The organism is Azospirillum brasilense (genome assembly GCF_022023855.1).
Lineage (GTDB): Bacteria > Pseudomonadota > Alphaproteobacteria > Azospirillales > Azospirillaceae > Azospirillum > Azospirillum brasilense_F.
In genome coordinates this window covers 1105916-1126750 of the sequence record NZ_CP059449.1, presented here as the reverse complement: position 1 = coordinate 1126750, position 20835 = coordinate 1105916, and the positions used below count along the sequence as shown (strand labels likewise).

Sequence of the window (20835 nt, the reverse complement as noted above, 5' to 3'; positions counted from 1 at the left end):
TCCGTAAGCCGACACCAAACGTCGGCGTTTGTGAATGGTTCCGAATCACAGTATGGTGCTCGGGCTTTTGGGTGGCCGTGCCGGGGAGGGACGGCGGCCAACGCGCGGCCGGGGCCACAGGCGCCAAGCCATACGGGGCCGAACCGCGCGCGCCAGTGAGACGACAACAAGGGGACTTCCATGCCTTCGCGCCTCGAACAGCTCTGCATCGAGAAAGGGCTGAAGATGACCGACCAGCGCCGCGTGATCTCGCGCGTGCTGTCGGAGGCCGCCGACCACCCCGACGTGGAGGAGGTTCACCGCCGGGCGTCCACCATCGATCCGCGCATCTCCATCGCCACCGTCTACCGCACGATGCGCCTGTTCGAGGACGCGAACGTCATCGACCGGCTGGACTTCGGCGACGGCCGCGCCCGCTACGAGGAAGCCGGGTCGGAGCACCACCATCACCTGATCGATCTCGAATCCGGAAAGGTGGTGGAGTTCCAAAATGAAGATCTCGAACGGCTGAAGGAAGTCATAGCCCGCGAATTGGGCTATGAACTGCTCGGCCATAGGCTCGAATTGTATGGTGTTCCGTTGCGCCGCCGCACCACCACGTCGGAGGGGGAGTAACGCCCGGGCGTGCCCAGTCTTGAGTCCTTTGAGACTCGCCGGGCACCATCCGGACGATAATCCCATCAATTGCGGGTTGCGCCGGGCGCGGGTCTGTCCAGAGGCGATGTGTGGTCCTAGCTTCAGGAACGCACACGAATCATCGACGGATCAACCGCCGCCATGGACGACACGAACAACGACCCGGTTCTCGCCCGCCTCGACCGGCTGACCGACAGCGTCACCCGCCGTCTGGACAAGCTGGAGGAGCGCCTGCGCATCCTGGAGCAGGACAACGGCGAGATCATCAACCTCCTGATCGCCGTGAAGGCCGGGCTGGAGGAATGCGCCGGAGAAATCGCCGTGGGCGAGATGCTCATCGAGGCGGACGACGCGGACGATTCCCCCAGCCCGTCGCTGCACTAAAGCGGATTGCAATCCGCTTTGGACCGCGACGGCGGTCCCGGCCGCACATGCGGCCGAAGCCCGCCTCTCGCGGGAACATCGTTCTCGCTGGCGGCAGGCGGATGCCATCGGCATCCGCTGAGAGCCGGCGAATGAGGCGATGTGAATCTAAAGCGAACGGAAGTTCGCTTTAAGTTGCCCCGGACGGCTCCGTTCAACGCATTTGGCTTGTGACGCGGCGCGTTCCGCCGGATAAGGGCGCATGCAGACCAGCGCCACGCCCGTTTTCGACGCCATCACCTCCGGTCCCTCCACCGGAGGCGCCACCACACACGGCGTCGGTCCCCTGGCCTCCATCGCGCCGGGGGTGGCCTTCTTCGACTTCGACGGGACGCTGATCCACGGCGACAGCCTGCTGATGTTCATCGGCGAGGTCATCGGGCGCAACCGCGCCCGGCTGGCCTTCCTGGACGCCCTGCGGTCCGGCCTGCACCGCCACGCGCGCGGGCGCGGGCCGGGGGTGGATTTTCCGGGATCGGTCAAGACCATCCTGCTGCGCCGCACGCTGCGCGGCGTTCCGGTGGCCGACGCGCTGGCCGCCGCGGAACGGTTGGTCCATCGCATCCGCTGGCACGCCCCGCTGGTCGAGACCCTGAAGATGCACCGGCGCGAGGGGCGACGGGTGGTCGTCGCCACTGGGGCGCTCGACGTCTACATGCCGGCGCTGCTGCGCGGGCTGGGGGTCGACGACCTGCTCGCCACCGGGATGGAGGTGGAGGACGGCACCCTGACCGGGCGGCTGTGCACCGGCAATTGCGTCCGGCTCGACAAGCTGGAACGGGTGCGCGGCTGGATCGCCGCCAATGGCCCCTTCGGCGAGACCTGGGGCTACGGCAACCGGCCCAGCGACCTGCCGATGCTGTCCATCGTCGACCGTCCCACCGTCGTCAAGATCCGCTGACCTCAAGATCCGCTGATCGGGCGGCGCGTGCCGCCCATGGGGATTTGCAACCGCAATCCGCTTGGCTTAGAAAGCCCCTCAGGTTCAAGGCCCCTGAAGTTCGGGGAAGCCCGTGATGAGACCCCCATGACGACCGGCTTTTCCATCGACGCCGACATCCGCCCGCCCGGCCAGGGGGGCCGCAGCGCCGTGGTCGCCGACGACGATCCCGGCCAGCGGGACGCGCTGGCCCGCCATCTGGCCGAACGCGGCTTCACCGTGTCTACGGTGTCCGGCGGCTTCGAGGCGCTGAGCCTCATCGGGGCCGAGGGACCGGCCGTCGCCCTGCTGCGCCGCCACCGGCTGCAGGATGAGGGGGACCGGGCCGCGGCGCTGGCCTGCATGCTCTACCCGCACACCCGGATCATCCTGACCGCCGGCGCGCCGGACGCCCAGCCGGGGAACAGCCCGGTCACCGTGCTGGTCCGCCCCGTGGATCTGGCGCTGCTCGACCTCTGCCTGGACGGGCTATAGGACGACCTCCACCGGCGTCCCCACCGCCAGCCCGGCGTCATGGTCGGCGCGGCCCCGGTTGACGGCGATCTCCGCCAGACCGCTGGAGTTCGCGTACCACAGCGCCTCCCCCACCGGGACGTCGGCGAAGGTCCGGCCCCGGCGCACCGTGCGCCCGCCGGCCCGCAGCACCGCGTTCTCCGGCAGCCGGTCGGCGCGCAGGCCGGTCATGGCGTTGCCGTAGACGTCCACATAGACGATCCGCGCCAGATCGTCCGGCCAGTCGGGCCGCGCGAGACTGGCCGGAGCGACGGGCTCCAGCGAGACCGGGTTCCCCATGGCAAGGCTGGCCGCCACCGGGGCGAACAGGTCCCGCCCGTGGAAGCTGGCCGACAGCCGCTCGGGCCGCCAGCCGATGGTCCAGGCGCGCACCGCCCCGGCCCGCCGCCGCAGAAGCTCGAACAGGCCGTTGTCCGGCCCGACGAAGCGGCGCCCGTCGGCCTCCACCACCAGCGGGAGGCGGTCGGTCCCGACGCCGGGGTCCACCACGCACAGGAAGACGCTGTCCGCCGGGAATTCCGGAGCGTAGGCGGCCAGCAGATAGGCCGACAGCTGCGGGTCGAAGGCGGGCGCGTCGGCGAACAGGTCGATGACCGGCAGGCCCGGGGCCATCCGCGCCAGCACCGCCTTCATCTGCCCGGTGTAGGGGCCGGACAGCCCGAAATCCGTAAAGAGCACGATCATTCCGCCACTCTAGCGCACTCCGCCCCGTTCGGTAAGACACGGATCGTCACGAGCCGCCTTGCAAGGCCGGAGAGGCGGTTCATATATTCATGGAACGCAAATGCATTCCGCCCCGTTTACTTGGTCCCTCCGCCCTAACCTTGCCGATCTTTGTCGGGATCAATGAATATGAACATATGTTCAAAAACCTTCGCGACGAAGAGCCTGACGAACTTTATTGCCATCATGGGCTTGGCCGTTTGCCTCCTCTTGCCGGGAGCGGCGCAGGCCGAAAGTGAACGGCCCCATATCGTCGCCACCACCGGCATGGTCGCCGACCTCGTGCGGGCGGTGGCCGGCGACCGGGCGGAGGTGGAGGCGCTGATGGGCGAAGGCGTCGATCCGCACCTGTTCAAGCCCACCCGCTCCGACACGGTGAAGCTGCTGCGGGCCGACGCGGTGTTCATCAGCGGCCTGCATCTCGAAGGCAAGATGACCGCCGCCTTCGACCGGCTGCGCGAGTCCGGCAAGCCGGTGGTGGCGCTGGGCGACGCGGTGCCCAAGGAGCGGCTGCTCAGCCCGCCGGAGTTCGAGGGCGCCCACGACCCGCACATCTGGATGGATGTGGGAATCTGGGCGAGCACCCTGCCGTCCATCCGCGACGGGCTGGCGCGGCTCGACCCCGCGGGCGCCGAGACGTACGCCCGCAACGCCGACGCGTACGGGGCGGAGCTGGCGCGGCTCGACGCGTACGCCCGGCGCATCCTGTCCTCCATCCCCGGCAAGGCCCGCGTGCTGGTAACCGCCCACGACGCCTTCAACTATCTGGGCCGCGCCTACGGGATCGAGGTCCGCGGCATTCAGGGAATCAGCACGGAATCCGAAGCCGGGCTGCGGATCATCGAGGAACTGGCCGCGTTGCTGGCGGACCGCGGCGTGCCGGCGGTCTTCCCGGAAACCAGCGTGTCCGACCGCAACGTTCGCGCCCTGGTCGAAGGGGCAGGGGCGCGCGGCCATCAGGTGACGCTGGGCGGCGCCCTGTTCTCCGACGCCATGGGCGCGCCGGGCAGCTACGAAGGCACCTACATCGGCATGATCGACCACAATGTAACGACCATCGCCCGCGCGCTGGGCGGCGAGGCGCCGGCCGACGGCTTCCAGGGCAAGCTCGCCCTGGCGCAGCGCTGACGCGGCGGAGAAGGAACGGACCATGCAGTATCTCTGGCGCACCCCCGGCAGCCGCACCGCCCCCGAAGAGGCCTCGCCCATCGGACCGCCACCCCTGGAGATCCGCGGCCTGACTGTCGCCTACCACCGCCGGCCGGTGCTGTGGAACGTCGACTACGCCGCCCCGCCGGGCGGCCTGATCGCCGTGGTCGGGCCGAACGGCGCGGGCAAGTCGACCCTCATCAAGGCGTGCCTCGGGCTGGTCCCGCGGGTGTCGGGAACGGTGGAGGTGTTCGGCCGCCCGATCGCCAAGCAGCGCCGCCTGATCGGCTATGTGCCGCAGCGCGAAAGCGTGGACTGGGACTTCCCCGTCTCGGCGCTCGACGTGGTGGCGATGGGCCGCTACGGGAAGATCGGCTGGTTCCGCCCGGTCACCCGCGCCCACAGGGAGGCGGCGCTGCACGCGCTGGAGCGGGTGGGCATGGCCGACTTCGCCAAGCGCCAGATCGGCCAGCTGTCCGGCGGGCAGCAGCAGCGCGTCTTCCTGGCCCGCGCGCTGGCCCAGGAGGCGCAGCTCTATTTCATGGACGAGCCCTTCGCCGGGGTGGACGCGGCGACGGAGCGCGCGGTGCTCCAGGTGCTGCGCGACCTCGACGCCGCCGGGCGGACGGTGATCTGCGTCCACCACGACCTCCAGACGGTCAGCGACTATTTCGACCACGCCCTGCTGCTCAACACCCGCGTGGTCGCCCAGGGGCCGGTCAGCCGGGTGATGACGCCCGATCTGCTGTCCCGCACCTACGGCGGGCGGCCCATGCCGACTCCGGCGGCGGCGGAGGCCTCATGATCGACCCCATGTTCGAGGAGGCGTTGCGCATCCTGACCTTCCAGTCCGGCTTCAACAGCGCCGTGGTGGTCGCCGGGACCGCCGCGCTGGGGCTGGCCGGCGGGACGGTCGGCACCTTCCTGCTGCTGCGCCGCCGCGCGCTGGTCAGCGACGCGCTGAGCCACGCCACCCTGCCCGGCATCGCCGTCGCCTTCCTGGTCGGGGCGGCGTTCGGCCTGCCGGAGCGCTCGCTGCCGCTGCTGCTGACCGGGGCGGTGGCCAGCGGCGTGGTTGGGCTGCTGACCGTTCAGGCGCTGTCCCGCTTCACCCGGCTGACCGAGGATTCGGCGATCGGCGCGGTGCTGTCGGTCTTTTTCGGGCTGGGCGTCGTGCTGCTCAGCGTCATCCAGAATTTGGAGCTGGGCGGGCAGGCCGGGCTGAAGACCTTCATCTTGGGCCAGACCGCCGCCATGGCGCAGGGCGAGGCCATCGCCATCGGCCTGCTGGCCGCCGGGGCGGCGCTGGCCGTCGCCCTGCTGTTCAAGGAACTGCGGGTGCTGGCCTTCGATCCCGGCTTCGCCGCCGTGCAGGGCTGGCCGGTGGGGGCGCTCGACCTCGTGCTGATGGGGCTGGCGACTCTGGTGACGGTGATCGGGCTCCAGACCGTGGGGCTGATCCTGGTGGTCGCGCTCCTCATCATCCCGCCCGCCGCCGCCCGCTTCTGGACCGACCGGCTGCCCGCCCTGACCGTCGCCGCGGCGGTGATCGGCGCGCTGTCCGGCTGGCTCGGCGCCACCCTGTCGGCCCTGCTGCCCAAGCTGCCGGCGGGGGCGGTGATCGTCCTGGTCGCCGGGGGCTTCTTCCTGCTCAGTTTCCTGTTCGCCCCGGCGCGCGGGCTGGTCGCCGCCGCGCTGCGCCAAGGGCGGCTGCGCCTGACCTTCGCGGAGCGGCGCGCCCTGACCGACCTTTTGGACGGCCGGCCGGTGGAAGGCTCGGTGGCGCTCTGGCTGCGCCTGCGTGGATACATCCGGGACGGCGTCCTGACTCCCGCCGGGCAGGCCGCCGCACGCGCGGCGGCGCGCGACCGCCGGCTGTGGGAGCGGTTCCTGGCCGACTACCCAGCGCTGCTGCCCGCCCACGCCAATTGGGGCGTCGACCCCATCGACTCGGTCCTGCCCGGCGACATGGTCAGGCTGCTGGAGGAGCGGAGCGCCCCGTCATGATGCCCGACGTCCAGGAATTCCTTCAGATCGACGCCCCCGCCCTGCTCGCCGCGGTGCTGGCCTGCGCCGCCTGCGCGCTGGTCGGCAACTTCCTGGTGCTGCGGCGCCAGGGGATGATGGGCGACGCGGTCAGCCACGCCATCCTGCCCGGCATCGTCGGCGGCTTCCTGGTCGCCGGCACGCGGGAGACGCTGCCGATGATGCTCGGCGCGCTGGCCGCCGCGGCGCTGGCCGGCCTGCTGATCGAAGCGGTGCGGCGGCTGGGCCGGCTGGAGTCCGGCGCCGCCATGGGCGTCGTCTTCACCGTGATGTTCGCCGCCGGCGTGGTGATGATCGAGCAGGCGTCGGCCGGCGGGGTCGACCTCGACGCCGACTGCGTGCTCTACGGCCAGTTGGAGACCATCCTGTGGCTGGCCCCCAAGGGCTGGGCGTCGCTGACCGACCCGGCGGTATGGGCCGCCCTGCCGCGGGAGGTGTTGACGCTGGCCGCCGTCTTCGCGCTCTGCGTCGCCCTGGTCGGGCTGTTCTACAAGGAGCTGAAGATCACCACCTTCGATCCGGCGCTGGCCTCCACGCTGGGCATCCCGGCCGGACTGTTCCATTACGGGGTGGTGCTTCTGGTCGCCGCCACCGCGATCGCCGCCTTCGAGGCGGTGGGCTCCATCCTGGTCATCGCCATGCTGATCGCCCCGCCCGCCGCGGCGCGCCTGCTGACCGATCGGCTGGCCGCGCAGATCCTGCTCAGCGTCGCGCTGGGAGTGCTGGCGGCGCTGGCCGGCTATGGCGCCGCGGCCTTCGGGCCGATGCTGCTCGGGGCCTCCCACTCGCTGAACGCGGCGGGGATGATCGCGGTGGCGTCCGGCCTGATTTTGGCGCTGGCCGTCCTGTTCGGGCCGCGCCACGGTCTGCTGGGCCGGCGCCGCGCCGTCAGCCGGTTGCGCAACTCCCCCGGATTCATTGCTCCGGAGGCGCAAAAGCCGTAACGTTTTCGCCTCGTCCGATGCGGAGCGCCGAATGCCGTTCCCCCACCGCCGGCAGCCCCGTTGGAGCTGGCTCACCCTGGTCGCGTTCCTCCTCCTGATGGCGAGCGCGCTGCACACGCTGCAGCATCTTCTGGAGCATGGGACTGACGAGCTGATCTGGCCCTTTTTCGGGATCGGGCTGGCCGGTGCGGTGATGGGTCTGGCGGTGCTGCGCGAGCGGGAGGCCACCCGGCGCGCCCAGGCGGAGGCCCGCGCCGCCGACAGCCGGGCTGCCGACGCCCACCGCCGCCTGTCCGAGGCCATCGAGGTCGTCAACGAGGGCTTCGCCCTGTTCGACGCGGACGACCGGCTAGTCCAGTGCAACGCCCGCTTCCGCGAGATCTACGCCCCGCTGGGACCGCTGGAGCCCGGAATCACCTTCGAGTCCCTGATCCGCCGCGGTGCGGAGGCGGGCCATTACCCCGACTGCGGGCACGGCGACGTCGACCGCTGGGTCGAGCGGCAGATGGAACGGCACCGCAACCCGCAGGGGCCGCAGGTAAAGCGGATCGGCGACGGGCGCTGGTTCAAGATCGAGGAGCGGCGGACCAGCGACGGCGGCTATGTCGGGCTGCGCACCGACATCAGCGAGCTGAAGCGGCGCGAGCAGGAGCTGGCCCACAAGTCCGACCTGCTGGAGGCCACCTTCAGCGCCATGTCGCAGGGCCTCGTGGTGTGGAGCGCGGACTATCATTTCCTGACCTGCAACCGGCGCCTGCGGGAGATGCTCGACCTGCCGGACGACGCGCTCCATCCCGGCCTCAGCATGGCCGGCTTCCTGCGCTTCATGGCCGAACGCGGCGAGTTCGGCCCCGGCGATACGGCGGAGATCGTCGCCCGCCACCTGACCAACCTGCGCCCCGAGGGCGTCAGCCGCATCGAGCGCACGCGCCCCGACGGCCGGGTCCTGGAGATCACCGCCGGCTTCCTGCCCGACCGCTCGGTCCTGATGACCTACACCGACATCACTGATCACCGCCGGGCGGAGTTGGCCCTGCGCGAAAGCGAAGACCGTTTCCGCAAACTGTCGGACGCCGCCATGGACGGGATCCTGGTGCATGAGCAAGGGGTGATCGCCGACGCCAACCGCGCCGCCGCCGCCATCCTGGGCTATGCGCCGGACGAGCTGACGGGGCTGTCCATCACCGCGCTGATGGTGCCGGAGGACCGTGAACTCAACTGGCTGCGCATCCGAGCCCGCGACGAAACCCCCTTTGAAGCCATCTGCCTGCGCCGCAACGGCGAACGGCTGACGGTGCAGGGGGAGACCCGCTACGTTCCCTACCGCGGGCGGACAATGGCCATGGTGTCCTTCCGCGACATCACCGCCCACCGCCTTGCGGAGGCGCAGCTCCGCCTCGCCAAGGAGCAGGCGGAGCTGGCGAGCCGCGCCAAGTCGGAGTTCCTGCGCACCATCAGCCACGAGATCCGCACCCCGATGAACGGCGTCCTCGGCATGCTGGGGCTGCTGCTGGACGGCCCGCTGGGGGAGGAGCAGCGCGCCTACGCCCGCACCGCCCGCGAGTCGGCGGAAGCGCTGCTGTTCATGCTGAACGACATCCTGGACATCTCCAAGATGGAGGCCGGGAAGCTGACCCTGGAGTCGGGCCGCTTCTCCCCCGCCGAGGTGGTGGAGAGCGTGGTCGAGCTGCAGGCTGCCCGCGCCTTCGCCAAGGGGATCGAGCTGGCCGTCTGCATCCCCGGCGGCCTGCCGGCGGCGTTGCGCGGCGACTCGGGGCGGGTCAGGCAGGTCCTGCTGAACCTCGTCGGCAACGCCGTGAAGTTCACCGACCACGGCGGCGTCGCCGTCACCCTGTCGGAGTTGGAGGGCGGCGGACAGGCGCCGCCGCGCCTGCGCTTCGAGGTGACCGACACCGGGATCGGCATTCCGCAGGACGCGCAGGCCGACCTCTTCACCGAATTCTCCCAGGTGCATCCCCGCCTGTCGCGGCGCCACGACGGCGCCGGGCTGGGGCTGGCGATTTCCAAGCGGCTGGTGGAGATGATGGGGGGAAGCATCGGCTTCGACAGCACCGCCGACCAGGGCAGCCGCTTCTGGTTCACCCTGCCGCTGGAGCCCGGGCCGCTGAAGTCCGAGCCGCTGTCCGGGTCGCCGGAGGCCGGGCTACTGGAGCCCAGGACGGCGTGGGCCGCCGTCGCGGAACCGCCGCTGGCCGGGGAAACGGTTCTGCTTCTGGAATCCAACCCCGTCGCCCGGCGGGCTTTGGCCGAGCAGCTCCACTCCTGGGGGGCCACGGTCAGCGCGCCGGACGTCGTGGCGATGGTGGCCGGGCTGGACGCCGGCACCCTGCCCGCCGCCGGCATCGCGGTGATCGGCAGCGTGGAGACGCCGGTCGCCGGCTCGCTGACCGACCGGCTGCGCGCGCGGGGTGTGGGGCGGATCGTCCGTCTCGCCCTGCCGCACCGGACCGCGGGCGGGGGCGGGGGCGGGGACGGCAACGGCGCCGACGCCACGGTGACGAAGCCGGCCCGGCCCTCCCGCCTGCTCGCCGCCGTGACCGGGCGGAGCGTGGCGGAGGCGCCGCCCGCCGCGCCGTCGCCTGTGCAAAGCCCGGCCGCCCCGCCCGCCGCCGGAACGGGCCGGCGGATTCTCCTGGTCGAGGACAGCCCGACGAACCAGATGGTCGCCGCCCTGCTGCTGCGGGGCGCCGGCTATCGCGTCGACATCGCCAACAACGGACGGGAAGCGCTGGAGGCGATGGCGGCCGCGGCGGCCGGCCCATCGCCCTACGGGCTGGTCCTGATGGACCTCGCCATGCCGGAGATGGACGGGCTGACCGCCACCCACCGGCTGCGCGCCCTGCCGCCGCCGGCCGGGACCGTCCCGATCATCGCCATGACCGCCGACGCCATGGACAGCGACCGCGAACGCTGTCTGGCCGCCGGGATGAACGGGCACGTCGCCAAGCCAATCGACCGTCCGCATCTTCTGGAGACGGTGGCCCGCTGGCTGGACGCCACCACGGTGGAGTCCGCCCCGTTGGAGTCCGCCGCCCTTGCCACGCCCTGGGACGGCCCCACCCCTGCGGGCGTCGGGGATATGGGCACGCCGGAGAAAGGCGTTTTGGACATGGAGGTCCTGCAACAGCTCGCCCAGGATCTCGACGCGGAGCTTCTGGCCGACGTCATCCGCCAGTTCGTGGAGGAGACGCTGGAGCGGGCCGAGAGGATCGCCCGCGGCGGCGCGGAAGCGGCGGGGGGAGGCCCGGCCGATCTCGCCGGGCTGGCGAAAGAGGCCCACACGCTGAAGAGCACCGCGGGGACCTTCGGCGCCCGCGACCTGTCGGCGGCCGCCCGGGCGCTGGAGCTGGCCTGCCGGAGCAACGCGGTGGGTGAGGTGACGTCGCTGTGCCGCGACATCCCCCGCCTCACCCGGGAAGCCGTGGAGGCCTACCGGCTCCGCGGCTACGTCACGTCATGACGCGGCTTCACTCCATGACGCTGATGTTGACCGCGGCGTCCTTGCCGTTGTTGCCGCGCGCGACCTCGAACTCGACGCGCTGGCCCTCGGACAGGGCGTGAAGACCCGACTTCTGCACGGCCGTGATGTGCACGAACACGTCCTTGGCGCCGGCCTCCGGCGCGATGAAGCCATATCCCTTGGTGGTGTTGAACCATTTGACGGTGCCGGTGGTCATGAGGCGAACTCCTGCTCCTCGGTCGGGGTCCGCCGCCGATCCGCGCCGCGGGGCGAAAGGGACCGGCGAAGGACGATGGACGGTGCGGCTGTCATGTGTGGCGATCCGGTGTAGCGCCACGCGGAAGCGCAAGCAAAGCAACGCGAGGGGAGGCTAGCCGGATGGCACCGGAACCGGCAAGGCGGCTTCACGGCATATGCCCAATGTGGCCAGACCGGTCATTTGGAAATAAGCCGATGGCGGCAGGTCCCGGCACGGCAAGACTTTCGATGGTCTTGCGTGAATTGAACGCACACGAAGCCTATGCTTCGACAGGACCAGAGGCGTGAGGCTGGAAACGGGGGATGGGACTCCCGGAGCGGCCGGAAATCAGAGTTTTCCTTCGGCCTGCCAGGCGAGACGCTTACGGTAGATAGTGGAGGCGCTGATCTCCAGCAGGGCCGCGGCGCGGGGGATGTTGCCGTCGCAGGCGGCGATGGCCTCCTCGATGGCGTCGCGCTCCACCTCCCACAGCGGCTTCACCGTCTTCGGCGACGGCGCGTGGACCACGGGTCCATGGCCGGCGGCGTGCCCGCCGCCATGGCCATTCCCGGCGCCGACCGCAGGCGACGCCACGGCGGTCCCCGCCGGGGTGCCGAGCGGGGCCGGCAGCATGGCCGGGGTCACGGTGTCGCCGTCGTGCAGAACCACGATGTTGCGCACCACGTTCTGCACCTGCCGCACGTTGCCCGGCCAGTGGTAGGTGCGCAGCGCCTGCTCCGCCGCCGGGGAGAAGCGGACGAAGCCCTTGCCCTCCTCGCGGGTGTAATCGGTCAGGAACTGGCGGCAGATCTCCAGAACGTCGTCCTCGCGCTCGCGCAGGGGCGGCAGGTGGATGGGAATGACATGCAGCCGGTAATAGAGGTCCTCGCGGAAGCGCCCCTCCTCGACCTCGCGCAGGGGGTCGCGGTTGGTTGCGCAGATGATGCGCAGATCGACCTTCTCCAACCGGCTGCCGCCGACCGGCGTGAAGGTGCCGGTCTGGATGAAGCGCAGCAGCTTGGTCTGGAGGTCGGGCGCCAGCTCGCAGATCTCGTCGAGGAACAGGGTGCCGCCATTGGCCCGCGCCGCCGCCCCCTCGCGGTCGGCCACCGCCCCGGTGAAGGAGCCCTTCATGTGGCCGAAGATCTCGCTCTCCATCAGGTCCTTGGGGATGGCCCCGCAGTTGATGGCGATGAAGGGCCGGTCGGCCCGCGGGCTCTGACGGTGGATGGCCTCGGCGCAGACCTCCTTGCCGGTCCCCGACTCGCCGGTGATGAAGACCGTCGCGCGGGAGGAGGCGGCGCTGTCGATGATCCGGTAGACCGCCTGCATCGCCAGCGAGGAGCCGAGGAAACCGTGGTAGCGGCTGCGCCCCAGGTCCTTCTCGAAGCTGTCGACGAGCTGGGCGAGGCGCAGCCGCTCCATGGCGTTGCGCACGGTGACGGTCAGCCGCTCCGCCGAGAAGGGCTTCACCAGGAAATCATAGGCGCCGTAGCGCATCGCCTCCACCGCCACCCCGACCGAGCCGTGGGCGGTGATGATGATGACCGCGCAGGGCAGCGCTTGGGCACTGATCCGCTTCAGCACGTCCATCCCGTGCATGTCGGGAAGCTGGAGGTCCAGCAGCACGATCCGCGGCACGCCGTCGGCCAATTGCTCCAGCGCCTCGGCCCCCGTCTCCACCGTGGTGACGGAGGTGCAGTCCTTCTTCAGGAACTCCGCATAGACGCGGGCCAGCGACGGCGTGTCTTCGACAAGAAGGATTGGCGTTGAGCGGGCGGGCATGGACCGTTTGAATTCAAATGGAAAATACGGAAAAAGACAGTCGGATTGCACTGGTTATCAGCAAATCCTTAAAAATGCACTCTACGCGATGATGGGCCGCGGGCGAAAGACCTGGAATGCGGTCGCGCAAGGAAATATCCCATCCATGGTTTCACATTTCGGTCATGGATGTGCATTTCACACCGGATTCGCTGTAAGGATCAGCGAAGGACGCTTGTACCGGGCGCCGTGATGGAATATCTGAATTCTACAAAATCCATAGCAAGGAGCGGCGGACGCCCGTGGCCGAAACATCCGTGCTGTCCGGCAAGCGCATCCTGCTCGTCATCGCGGGCGGCATCGCGGCCTACAAAAGCCTGGAGCTGATCCGCCGCCTGAAGGAGCGGGGCGTGCGCGTGCGCGCGGTCCTGACCCGTGCGGGCGCGCAGTTCGTCACGCCTCTGTCCGTGCAGGCGCTGACCGAGGACACCGTCTATCAGGATCTGTGGTCCCTGACCGACGAATCGGAGATGGGGCACATCCAGCTGTCGCGCGACGCCGATCTGCTGGTCGTCGCCCCGGCCACCGCCAACCTGCTGGCCCGCATGGCCGCCGGCATGGCCGACGATCTGGCCGCCACCGTCCTGCTGGCCACCGACAAGCCGGTGCTCGTCGCCCCGGCGATGAACGTCCGCATGTGGGAGCATCCGGCGACCCGGGACAATCTGGCGCTTCTGGAGAAGCGCGGCGTGCGCCGGATCGGCCCGAACAAGGGCGAGATGGCCTGCGGCGAGTACGGGTTCGGGCGCATGGCCGAGCCGATGGAGATCGTCCAGGCCATCACCGCCCATTTCGAGGAGCTGGACGCGCCCAAGCCGCTGGCCGGCAAGCGCGCCCTGGTCACCAGCGGCCCGACGGTGGAGCCGATCGACCCGGTGCGCTACATCGCCAACCGCTCCTCCGGCAAGCAGGGCCACGCCATCGCCGAGGCGCTGCGGCGGCTGGGGGCGGAGGTGACGCTGGTCACCGGCCCGACCCGCCTGCCCGACCCGCCCGGCTGCACCGTGCGCCCCATCGAAACGGCGCGGGAGATGCTGGCGGCCTGCGAGGCGGCCCTGCCCGCGGACATCGCGGTCTGCGCCGCCGCCGTCGCCGACTGGCGCGTGGCCGGCGAGTCGGACCGCAAGCTGAAAAAGGACGGCGGCGGCCCGCCGAGCCTGACCCTGACCGAGAACCCCGACATCCTGGCGACCCTGTCCCAGGCCGGGCCGCGCCGCCCGGCGCTGGTCGTCGGCTTCGCCGCGGAGACCGGCAACGTGGTGGACTACGCGACCGCCAAACGCGCGCGCAAGGGCTGCGACTGGATCGTCGCCAACGACGTGTCACCGGGCACCACCACCTTCGGCGGGGCCGACAACACCGTCCATCTGATCCGCGCCGACGGCGCCGAGGACTGGCCCACCATGGGCAAGGACGCGGTGGCCGCCCGCCTGGCCGAGGCCATCGCCCGGCATTTCACTCCGCCCTCCACCCCCGCCCCCCAGGAGACCATTCCGTGAGCGCAACGGCATCCGCCATTCCTGTTCCCATCGTCCGGCTCGCCCACGCCGCAGGGCTGGACCTGCCGGCCTACGCGACCGAACACGCGGCGGGCATGGACCTGCTGGCCGCGCTGGCGGAGCCGGTCGTCCTGGAACCGGGCCGCCGCGCGCTGATCCCCACGGGCGTCGCCTTCGCCCTGCCCGACGGCTGCGAGGCGCAGGTCCGGCCGCGCTCCGGCCTGGCGCTGAAGCACGGGGTCACGGTGCTGAACAGCCCCGGCACCATTGACGCCGACTACCGCGGCGAGGTCGGGGTGATCCTGATCAACCACGGCGACCAGCCCTTCACGGTGGAGCGCGGGCAGCGCATCGCCCAGCTCGTGATCGCCCGCTATGAGCGCGCCGCCTGGGCCGAGTCGGCGGCGCTGCCCGACAGCGCTCGCGGCACCGGGGGCTTCGGCTCCACCGGCCAGTTCGTCCCGCCCTCCCCCGCGCAGGAGTCGCGCTGATGCTCCGCATTTCCAAGAAGCTGATGTTCGCGATCGAGGCGGTTCTGGACATCGCCTACAACGCCGGCACCGAACCCGTGCAGTCCGGCGAGATCACCCGCCGCCAGGGCATTCCCAAGCGCTATCTGGAGCAGGTTCTCCAGCAGCTCGTCCGCGACGGAGTCCTGGCCGGCGTGCGCGGGCCGCGCGGCGGCTACCGACTGGCCCGCGAGCGCCGGCGGATCACGCTGGGCGAGATCGTGAAGGTCGTCCGCTCCATGGAGACCGCGACCGACCCCATCGAGGAACCGGCCGGCTCCATCCTGGGGCATAAGGTGGTGCGCCCGCTGTGGAACGAGCTTCAGGAGGAATGCATGAAGAAGCTCGACGACATCACCATCGAGGATCTCTGCCTGCGCGCCCGCACCGCTGGCGTCGAGAGCGAGACCGAAGACCGCATCGATTTTACGATTTGATCCCACCCGGAAAACGGTTAAATTCTACACATGCTGTAGAAAATGGGAATATACCACATACCGGAGGAGTGAAAAATGCCGGGTTCCGAGTTTCGCGGTAAGATCTACGACAGCATTCTCGACACCGTCGGCGCCACGCCGCTGGTGCGCGTCAACCGGCTGGCCGAGGACGCCGGGGCCAAGGCCCAGATCGTCGGCAAGCTGGAGTTCTTCAACCCGCTGGCCAGCGTGAAGGACCGCATCGGCTTCGCGATGATCGACGCGGCGGAGCGCGCCGGCACCATCGAGGCGGGCCGCACCACCCTGGTCGAGCCGACGTCGGGCAACACCGGCATCGCGCTGGCCTTCGTCGCCGCCGCCAAGGGCTACCGGCTGATCCTGACCATGCCGGAAAGCATGTCGGTCGAGCGCCGCAAGATGCTGAAGCTGCTGGGCGCCGAGTTGGTCCTGACGCCGGCGGCGGAGGGCATGAAGGGCGCCATCCGCCGGGCCGACGAGATCGTCGCCACCGATCCGAACGCCTATATGCTCCAGCAGTTCAAGAACGCTGCCAACCCGGAGATCCACCGCAACACCACGGCGGAGGAAATCTGGAAGGACACCGACGGCAAGGCCGACTTCCTGATTTCCGGCGTCGGCACCGGCGGCACGCTGACCGGCGTGTCGGAGGTCCTGAAGGCCCGCAAGCCCGGTTTCCGCACCATCGCGGTGGAGCCGGAGGACAGCCCCGTCCTGTCCGGCGGCATGCCCGGCCCGCACAAGATCCAGGGCATCGGCGCCGGCTTCGTGCCGGACGTCCTGAACAAGGACCTGATCGACGAGGTCGTCCGCATCTCCAACCAGCGCGCCTTCGAGACGGCCCGCAAGGTGGCGAAGCTGGAAGGCATCCCGGTCGGCATCTCCTCGGGTGCCGCGCTGGCCGCGGCGCTGGAGATCGGCTCCCGTCCGGAGAACGAGGGCAAGTTGATCGTCGTGATCCTGCCATCCTTCGCCGAGCGCTACCTTTCCACCGCCCTGTTCGAAGGGCTGGAGTAAACCGGCCGCCCTCTCCCACAGCCGCCTGCGGCTGTGGGAGAGGGATCTCCGGTACATGCTCCTGCGCAACCGGACGGCGAATATTGCGCCGTCGCGCATCCTGCTGTAGAGTGGGATCCGTCCGGTCTTTGTGCCCGCCCCTGGCATCGGGCGGCGCTTTGACAAAAAGATTGGATTTTATTAATCTAACCTGTCTGCGCCGGGAGTTTCGGCCGGCGCGGCTCCGCCGTTTCAGGCGACGGCCCGGCTTGCGCCACGGGCGCCCGACGATGCGGAGCTGACGGCACAGGACCAGCGGGGGAGGCCACCATGGGCGTCGCGATTCCGAATGCCTCGACGATGAACTGGTTCCAGTTCCGCGGCATCACCAATGAATTGGACTCCAACCTCGCGTCCACCGACTACCGCCAGTTCACGGTGTCGAAGGCCGGCGAATTCAATTTCCGAATCGCCGACATTAACACCAACATCAAGATCGTCGACCAGAACAACAAGGTCGTCGCCGAGGCCAAGGCGAAGAACGAGGCGGCGGAGGCCAGCGCGAAGCTCGGCCCCGGCACCTACACGGCGGTCATCTCCCAGGCCGTCCGCGGCGTGAATGAACGCGAATACACGCTGGACATCACCGAACGCCAGAACATCATGATGGTGGGGACCGGTGCCCAGATGAAGGGCATCGCCCGCGCCGTCGTCGGCAAGGATCCAGGTGTCCAGAAGCACACGCTGACCGTCGCCCAGGGCGGCGAGTTCGTCGGCAACATGTCCCTTCCCTTGACGCGCTGGGCCCTCATGAGCAAGGAGGGCAAGGTCGTGGCCTCCGGCGACACGATGGACCCGGCCAAGTCGGGTGAGGACATGCTGAAGAAGCCCAGCTTCAAGATCGAACCCGGCCAATACGAGCTGGTGATCGTCCCGCCGAAGAACGTGATCGGCGAAATCCCCTATCAGCTCAATTTCGTCCAGAAAGTCGCCAAGACGCCCGAATCGACCGAGGAACGCCCGTTCGACAAGATCATGCGGGAGCGCGAGGCCCGGCTGAAGCAGTGGGCGGCGGACGATGCGGCCAAGTCGTCCAGCACCTCGAAGACCACCCCCTACAAGATGAGCCTGCTCGCCTGACGCCGCCCGCGGCAGGCTCCCGAGCGAGGGGGCTTGCGCGGCACGGGGCGTTCCGCGCTATTCTGCGGATCATGGATTTCACCGACACCCAGCTTCACCGCTATTCCCGCCACATCATCCTGCCGGAGGTCGGCGGCATCGGGCAGGAGGCGCTGCTGCGCGCTCGCGTCCTGGTCGTCGGGGCCGGCGGGCTGGGCGCGCCGCTGCTGCTCTACCTCGCCGCGGCGGGGGTGGGGACCATCGGCGTCATCGACGACGACACGGTGGACCTGTCCAACCTGCAACGGCAGGTGATCCACGACGAGTCGTCGCTCGGCCTTCCGAAGGTGGAGAGCGCCGCCGCCCGCATCCGCGCGCTCAATCCCGACGTGGCGGTGGAGGTGCACAAGACGCGCCTGACGAAGGACAACGCGCTGGACCTGATCGGCCGCTACGACATCGTGGCCGATGGGTCCGACAATTTCGCCACGCGCTTCCTGCTGAACGACGCCTGCTACTTCGCGAAGAAGACGCTGGTGTCGGCGGCGATCCTGCGCTTCGACGGGCAGGTGTCCACCTTCAAGGCGCATCTCGGCGATCCGCACCCCTGCTACCGCTGCCTGTTCCCGGAGCCGCCGCCGCGCGGGCTGGTGCCGTCCTGCTCCGAGGGCGGCGTGCTGGGAGCGCTGGCCGGCTTCGTCGGTTCGCTCCAGACGACCGAGGTGCTGAAGGAGATCATGGGCATCGGCGAGGGCCTGTCGGGCAGCCTGATGATGCTGGACACGCTGCACGCCTCCTTCCAGCGCATCACCGTGCGCCGCGACCCGGACTGCCCCTTGTGCGGCCCCCACCCGACCATCCACGACCTGTCCGCCCACTGAGCGGCGATTGGGAGAACCCTTTAGTCATGGAAGGTCCTGAGTCCCTGTCCATCGTCCTGTTCGCGGGCGGTTTCGACCGGGTTCACTACGCCCTGGTGATGGCCAGCGCGGCGGCGGCGACCAACCGCAAGGTCACGCTGTTCTTCACCGGCCGCGCCCTGAACACGCTGCTGGCCGGGGACTCCGACGGCACGCCGGGCTGGCACCGGCTGGACCCCGCCGACGACGGCAGCTGCCCGGCGGAGCGTGACGCCGCCTTCACCGCCAACGGGCTGGCCGGCTTCGAGGAGTTACTGGAGGCCTGCGTGATGCTGAAGGTCACGGTCATGGCCTGCGAAATGGGGCTGCGCGCGCTCGGTCTGCCCGCCGGCGTTCCACTGCGTCCCGACGTGCCGGTGAAGACCGGCGGCGTCGTCACCTTTCTGAACGACGCGCCGAAGACCGGCGCGATCCTGTTCGTGTGAGCGCGATGACCGACGACCACAGCCTGGTGATCGAACAGGCGAACCGCTTCGAGGCGATCGCCGCGGAGGGTTTCGAGGGCCGGCCCTACCGGGACGCGCTGGCCCATCTGGCGCAGCATGTCACTGCGCACCCCGATCTCGCTCCGCGGGTGGCGCACGCCCTGCGCATGATGATCGGCTTCATCGAGGACAGCGACCCGGCGAAGCGCTTCGGCCCGAAGGTGGAGATTTTGCGGGAGGCGGTGGGGCTGCTGGAAGGGTAAAGGTATTGGATTCTTGGTGGACAACAGGATTTACACGGATTTCGCGGATTTATGCACGGATGACACGGATTTCTTTGGGCTTGCTACGCGCATCTTGATCGATCCAACTCGTGTTGCGCACGCATGAAGAAAAATCCGTGTTCAAATCCGTGCAATCCGTGAAGACCCTGTTGTTCCCCAAGAATCCCACACCTCAAACCGACTTGCTGTCCAGCGCGTAGCCGGCCGAGCGGACGGTGCGGATCAGGTCCATCTCCGTCTCCTCGTTCATCGCCTTGCGCAGGCGGCGGATGTGGACATCCACGGTGCGCGGCTCGACATAGACGTCGTGGCCCCACACCACGTCGAGAAGCTGCTCGCGCGAGAAGACGCGGCCGGGATGCTGCATGAAATGGCGCAGCAGGCGGAACTCGGTCGGCCCCAGATGCACGTCGCGACCGTTCCGGCGCACCCGGTGGGCGGCCAGATCCATGGTCACGTCGGCGAACTGCAGCGTCTCGTCCGTCATGCCGGGGGCCGAGCGGCGCAGCACGGCGCGCATGCGGGCGACCAACTCGGTCGGGGAGAAAGGCTTGGTGATGTAGTCGTCGGCGCCGGAGTTCAGGCCGCGCACGCGGTCCGCCTCCTCCCCGCGGGCGGTCAGCATGATGATCGGGATATCGCGCATCTTGCTGTTGCGGCGCATCTGGCGGCAAACCTCCAGCCCCGACATCAGCGGCAGCATCCAGTCGAGCAGGACGATGTTCGGCGTCTGCTCCCCGGCCAGCAGAAGAGCTTCCTCGCCGTCGGTGGCGGCGTTCACGCGGAAGCCTTCCTTCTCCAGATTGTACTTCAGCAGCGTCACGATGTCGGCTTCGTCCTCGACGATGAGAACGAGCGGCTTCAGCGCCGAATTCATGCTTGTCCCGCTCCCACTGCGCGTCTCGCCGTCACGCGGCATGTCCCGCTCCATCGTTATCCGGGCCGCCGTCCCGCGGCAATCCCTGTTCCACAGCCTCCGTGACCGCATCCGTGACCGAACCACCCGGCTCGACCACGGCGAAGCTGCTGCCGTCGTTCTTCGGGCGCGCAGCGCGCAGCGTCGTCCCGACCACCAGATAATGGATGGTCTCGGCGATGTTGGTGGCGTGGTCGCCGATCCGCTCCAGGTTCTTCGCCATGAACAGCAGGTGCGTGCAGGGCGTGATGTTGCGCGGGTCCTCCATCATGTAGGTGAGGACCTCGCGGAACAGGCTGGTGTAGAGGTCGTCCAGCTCCTCGTCGCGTTCCCAGGCGGCGATGGCGCGCTGGACGTCGCGCTCGATGTAGGCGTCCAGCACATCCTTCATGATCGACTCGACCAGCCGCCCCATGCGCGGGATGGCCACCGCCGGGCGCACCGCCGGCACCTGGGCCAGCGCCAGCGAGCGCTTGGCGATGTTGGAGGCGTAGTCGCCGATCCGCTCCAAGTCCGACGCGATCTTCAGCGCCGACACGATCTCGCGCAGGTCCTGGGCCAGCGGCTGGCGCAGGGCGAGCAGCCGCACGGCCTCAGCGTCGATGTCGCGCTCGTAGGCGTCGATGCGCTGGTCGGCCTGCATGACCTGGGCGGCCAGCGCGACGTCGCGGCGGGCCACCGCCTTCACGGCGGCGTCCACCTGCGCTTCGGCGACGCCGCCCATCTGGGTGATCAGGTTGGACAGGCGCTCAAGTTCGTGCGCGAAGGAACGCACGATGTGTTCGGTGCTCATGC

22 protein-coding genes are annotated in these 20835 nt (G+C 69.4%); 17 read left to right on the top strand and 5 right to left on the bottom strand.

Going from position 1 to position 20835, the window contains the following annotated elements:
• Positions 1 to 180: 180 nt before the first annotated feature.
• The 4 genes from H1Q64_RS05365 to H1Q64_RS05350 all read left to right on the top strand — a co-directional run bounded on the left by H1Q64_RS05365 (position 181) and on the right by H1Q64_RS05350 (position 2473).
• Positions 181 to 615: a Fur family transcriptional regulator gene (locus H1Q64_RS05365; RefSeq protein ID WP_035679968.1), complete on the top strand. Its 435-nt coding sequence runs from the start codon at positions 181 to 183 to the stop codon at positions 613 to 615.
• 162 nt (positions 616 to 777) lie between these two features.
• Positions 778 to 1020 (top strand): hypothetical protein, encoded by a 243-nt coding sequence (locus tag H1Q64_RS05360; protein ID WP_237904683.1) that lies wholly within the window; start codon positions 778 to 780, stop codon positions 1018 to 1020.
• 241 nt (positions 1021 to 1261) lie between these two features.
• Positions 1262 to 1960 (top strand): HAD family hydrolase, encoded by a 699-nt coding sequence (locus H1Q64_RS05355; RefSeq protein ID WP_237904682.1) that lies wholly within the window; start codon positions 1262 to 1264, stop codon positions 1958 to 1960.
• A gap of 126 nt (positions 1961 to 2086) precedes the next feature.
• Positions 2087 to 2473 carry a response regulator gene (locus H1Q64_RS05350; RefSeq protein ID WP_237904681.1) on the top strand — a complete coding sequence of 129 codons (387 nt, stop codon included), beginning with the start codon at positions 2087 to 2089 and terminating at the stop codon, positions 2471 to 2473.
• On the opposite strand, the gene H1Q64_RS05345 is transcribed toward H1Q64_RS05350, so the two are convergent.
• Positions 2468 to 3196, bottom strand: coding sequence for an SAM hydrolase/SAM-dependent halogenase family protein (locus H1Q64_RS05345; RefSeq protein ID WP_237904680.1), 729 nt, complete (start codon positions 3194 to 3196; stop codon positions 2468 to 2470). The two genes, H1Q64_RS05350 and H1Q64_RS05345, sit on opposite strands and share 6 nt — an antisense overlap.
• A gap of 168 nt (positions 3197 to 3364) precedes the next feature.
• Between H1Q64_RS05345 and H1Q64_RS05340 the strand changes: the two genes are divergently transcribed.
• Genes H1Q64_RS05340 through H1Q64_RS05320 form a run of 5 tightly spaced genes read left to right on the top strand, consistent with a single transcriptional unit; the run spans position 3365 to position 10855 of the window.
• The gene (locus H1Q64_RS05340; protein ID WP_237904679.1) at positions 3365 to 4363 is read left to right on the top strand and encodes a metal ABC transporter solute-binding protein, Zn/Mn family; all 999 of its coding nucleotides are present in this window, start codon (positions 3365 to 3367) and stop codon (positions 4361 to 4363) included.
• 22 nt (positions 4364 to 4385) lie between these two features.
• Entirely contained in the window at positions 4386 to 5189 is an 804-nt protein-coding gene (locus tag H1Q64_RS05335) for a metal ABC transporter ATP-binding protein (protein WP_237904678.1), read from the top strand.
• Entirely contained in the window at positions 5186 to 6391 is a 1206-nt protein-coding gene (locus H1Q64_RS05330) for a metal ABC transporter permease (RefSeq protein WP_237904677.1), read from the top strand. Before H1Q64_RS05335 ends, H1Q64_RS05330 begins: the two co-directional genes overlap by 4 nt.
• Positions 6388 to 7374: a metal ABC transporter permease gene (locus H1Q64_RS05325; protein WP_237904676.1), complete on the top strand. Its 987-nt coding sequence runs from the start codon at positions 6388 to 6390 to the stop codon at positions 7372 to 7374. The genes H1Q64_RS05330 and H1Q64_RS05325 overlap by 4 nt, the downstream gene beginning before the upstream one ends.
• A 31-nt stretch (positions 7375 to 7405) precedes the next feature.
• Positions 7406 to 10855 (top strand): PAS-domain containing protein, encoded by a 3450-nt coding sequence (locus H1Q64_RS05320; RefSeq protein ID WP_237904675.1) that lies wholly within the window; start codon positions 7406 to 7408, stop codon positions 10853 to 10855.
• Positions 10856 to 10862: 7 nt separating this feature from the next.
• Here the strand turns inward: H1Q64_RS05320 and H1Q64_RS05315 are convergent, their stop codons facing one another.
• On the bottom strand, positions 10863 to 11072 hold the full coding sequence (locus H1Q64_RS05315) for a cold-shock protein (protein ID WP_014238764.1): 210 nt from the start codon (positions 11070 to 11072) through the stop codon (positions 10863 to 10865).
• Positions 11073 to 11441: 369 nt separating this feature from the next.
• Positions 11442 to 12878, bottom strand: coding sequence for a sigma-54-dependent transcriptional regulator (locus tag H1Q64_RS05310; protein ID WP_237904674.1), 1437 nt, complete (start codon positions 12876 to 12878; stop codon positions 11442 to 11444).
• 281 nt (positions 12879 to 13159) lie between these two features.
• On the opposite strand from H1Q64_RS05310, the gene coaBC reads away from it, so the two are divergent.
• The 8 genes from coaBC (at position 13160) to H1Q64_RS05270 (ending at position 19103) form a co-directional block, all read left to right on the top strand.
• A complete protein-coding gene (gene coaBC, locus H1Q64_RS05305; protein WP_237904673.1) occupies positions 13160 to 14416 on the top strand; it encodes a bifunctional phosphopantothenoylcysteine decarboxylase/phosphopantothenate--cysteine ligase CoaBC in 1257 nt (418 codons plus the stop codon).
• Positions 14413 to 14907, top strand: a complete 495-nt coding sequence (gene dut / locus H1Q64_RS05300) for a dUTP diphosphatase (protein WP_237904672.1) — start codon at positions 14413 to 14415, stop codon at positions 14905 to 14907. Before coaBC ends, dut begins: the two co-directional genes overlap by 4 nt.
• The gene (locus tag H1Q64_RS05295; protein WP_014238770.1) at positions 14907 to 15362 is read left to right on the top strand and encodes an RrF2 family transcriptional regulator; all 456 of its coding nucleotides are present in this window, start codon (positions 14907 to 14909) and stop codon (positions 15360 to 15362) included. Before dut ends, H1Q64_RS05295 begins: the two co-directional genes overlap by 1 nt.
• Before the next feature lie 75 nt (positions 15363 to 15437).
• Positions 15438 to 16397, top strand: coding sequence for a cysteine synthase A (cysK, locus tag H1Q64_RS05290; RefSeq protein ID WP_237904671.1), 960 nt, complete (start codon positions 15438 to 15440; stop codon positions 16395 to 16397).
• A gap of 309 nt (positions 16398 to 16706) precedes the next feature.
• The gene (locus tag H1Q64_RS05285) at positions 16707 to 17516 is read left to right on the top strand and encodes a hypothetical protein (RefSeq protein ID WP_237904670.1); all 810 of its coding nucleotides are present in this window, start codon (positions 16707 to 16709) and stop codon (positions 17514 to 17516) included.
• A 71-nt stretch (positions 17517 to 17587) separates the two neighbouring features.
• Entirely contained in the window at positions 17588 to 18376 is a 789-nt protein-coding gene (locus H1Q64_RS05280; RefSeq protein WP_237904669.1) for a HesA/MoeB/ThiF family protein, read from the top strand.
• 26 nt (positions 18377 to 18402) lie between these two features.
• Positions 18403 to 18840 (top strand): DsrE family protein, encoded by a 438-nt coding sequence (locus H1Q64_RS05275; protein ID WP_237904668.1) that lies wholly within the window; start codon positions 18403 to 18405, stop codon positions 18838 to 18840.
• Positions 18841 to 18845: 5 nt separating this feature from the next.
• A complete protein-coding gene (locus tag H1Q64_RS05270; protein ID WP_237904667.1) occupies positions 18846 to 19103 on the top strand; it encodes a hypothetical protein in 258 nt (85 codons plus the stop codon).
• 193 nt (positions 19104 to 19296) lie between these two features.
• Here H1Q64_RS05270 and phoB read toward each other — a convergent pair whose 3' ends face one another.
• Both phoB and phoU read right to left on the bottom strand, forming a co-directional pair.
• On the bottom strand, positions 19297 to 20001 hold the full coding sequence (gene phoB, locus H1Q64_RS05265) for a phosphate regulon transcriptional regulator PhoB (RefSeq protein WP_137103701.1): 705 nt from the start codon (positions 19999 to 20001) through the stop codon (positions 19297 to 19299).
• A 31-nt stretch (positions 20002 to 20032) separates the two neighbouring features.
• The gene (phoU, locus tag H1Q64_RS05260; protein ID WP_237904666.1) at positions 20033 to 20833 is read right to left on the bottom strand and encodes a phosphate signaling complex protein PhoU; all 801 of its coding nucleotides are present in this window, start codon (positions 20831 to 20833) and stop codon (positions 20033 to 20035) included.
• Between the last annotated feature and the right edge of the window lie 2 nt (positions 20834 to 20835).

Excerpts from the sequence above, each read along its gene's own strand:
- H1Q64_RS05365 (WP_035679968.1), top strand. The coding sequence starts at position 181 with ATGCCTTCGCGCCTCGAACAGCTCTGCATCGAGAAAGGGCTGAAGATG.
- H1Q64_RS05360 (WP_237904683.1), top strand. The coding sequence starts at position 778 with ATGGACGACACGAACAACGACCCGGTTCTCGCCCGCCTCGACCGGCTG.
- H1Q64_RS05355 (WP_237904682.1), top strand. The coding sequence starts at position 1,262 with ATGCAGACCAGCGCCACGCCCGTTTTCGACGCCATCACCTCCGGTCCC.
- H1Q64_RS05350 (WP_237904681.1), top strand. The coding sequence starts at position 2,087 with ATGACGACCGGCTTTTCCATCGACGCCGACATCCGCCCGCCCGGCCAG.
- H1Q64_RS05345 (WP_237904680.1), bottom strand. The coding sequence starts at position 3,196 with ATGATCGTGCTCTTTACGGATTTCGGGCTGTCCGGCCCCTACACCGGG.
- H1Q64_RS05340 (WP_237904679.1), top strand. The coding sequence starts at position 3,365 with ATGAACATATGTTCAAAAACCTTCGCGACGAAGAGCCTGACGAACTTT.
- H1Q64_RS05335 (WP_237904678.1), top strand. The coding sequence starts at position 4,386 with ATGCAGTATCTCTGGCGCACCCCCGGCAGCCGCACCGCCCCCGAAGAG.
- H1Q64_RS05330 (WP_237904677.1), top strand. The coding sequence starts at position 5,186 with ATGATCGACCCCATGTTCGAGGAGGCGTTGCGCATCCTGACCTTCCAG.
- H1Q64_RS05325 (WP_237904676.1), top strand. The coding sequence starts at position 6,388 with ATGATGCCCGACGTCCAGGAATTCCTTCAGATCGACGCCCCCGCCCTG.
- H1Q64_RS05320 (WP_237904675.1), top strand. The coding sequence starts at position 7,406 with ATGCCGTTCCCCCACCGCCGGCAGCCCCGTTGGAGCTGGCTCACCCTG.
- H1Q64_RS05315 (WP_014238764.1), bottom strand. The coding sequence starts at position 11,072 with ATGACCACCGGCACCGTCAAATGGTTCAACACCACCAAGGGATATGGC.
- H1Q64_RS05310 (WP_237904674.1), bottom strand. The coding sequence starts at position 12,878 with ATGCCCGCCCGCTCAACGCCAATCCTTCTTGTCGAAGACACGCCGTCG.
- H1Q64_RS05295 (WP_014238770.1), top strand. The coding sequence starts at position 14,907 with ATGCTCCGCATTTCCAAGAAGCTGATGTTCGCGATCGAGGCGGTTCTG.
- cysK (WP_237904671.1), top strand. The coding sequence starts at position 15,438 with ATGCCGGGTTCCGAGTTTCGCGGTAAGATCTACGACAGCATTCTCGAC.
- H1Q64_RS05285 (WP_237904670.1), top strand. The coding sequence starts at position 16,707 with ATGGGCGTCGCGATTCCGAATGCCTCGACGATGAACTGGTTCCAGTTC.
- H1Q64_RS05280 (WP_237904669.1), top strand. The coding sequence starts at position 17,588 with ATGGATTTCACCGACACCCAGCTTCACCGCTATTCCCGCCACATCATC.
- H1Q64_RS05275 (WP_237904668.1), top strand. The coding sequence starts at position 18,403 with ATGGAAGGTCCTGAGTCCCTGTCCATCGTCCTGTTCGCGGGCGGTTTC.
- H1Q64_RS05270 (WP_237904667.1), top strand. The coding sequence starts at position 18,846 with ATGACCGACGACCACAGCCTGGTGATCGAACAGGCGAACCGCTTCGAG.
- phoB (WP_137103701.1), bottom strand. The coding sequence starts at position 20,001 with ATGAATTCGGCGCTGAAGCCGCTCGTTCTCATCGTCGAGGACGAAGCC.
- phoU (WP_237904666.1), bottom strand. The coding sequence starts at position 20,833 with ATGAGCACCGAACACATCGTGCGTTCCTTCGCGCACGAACTTGAGCGC.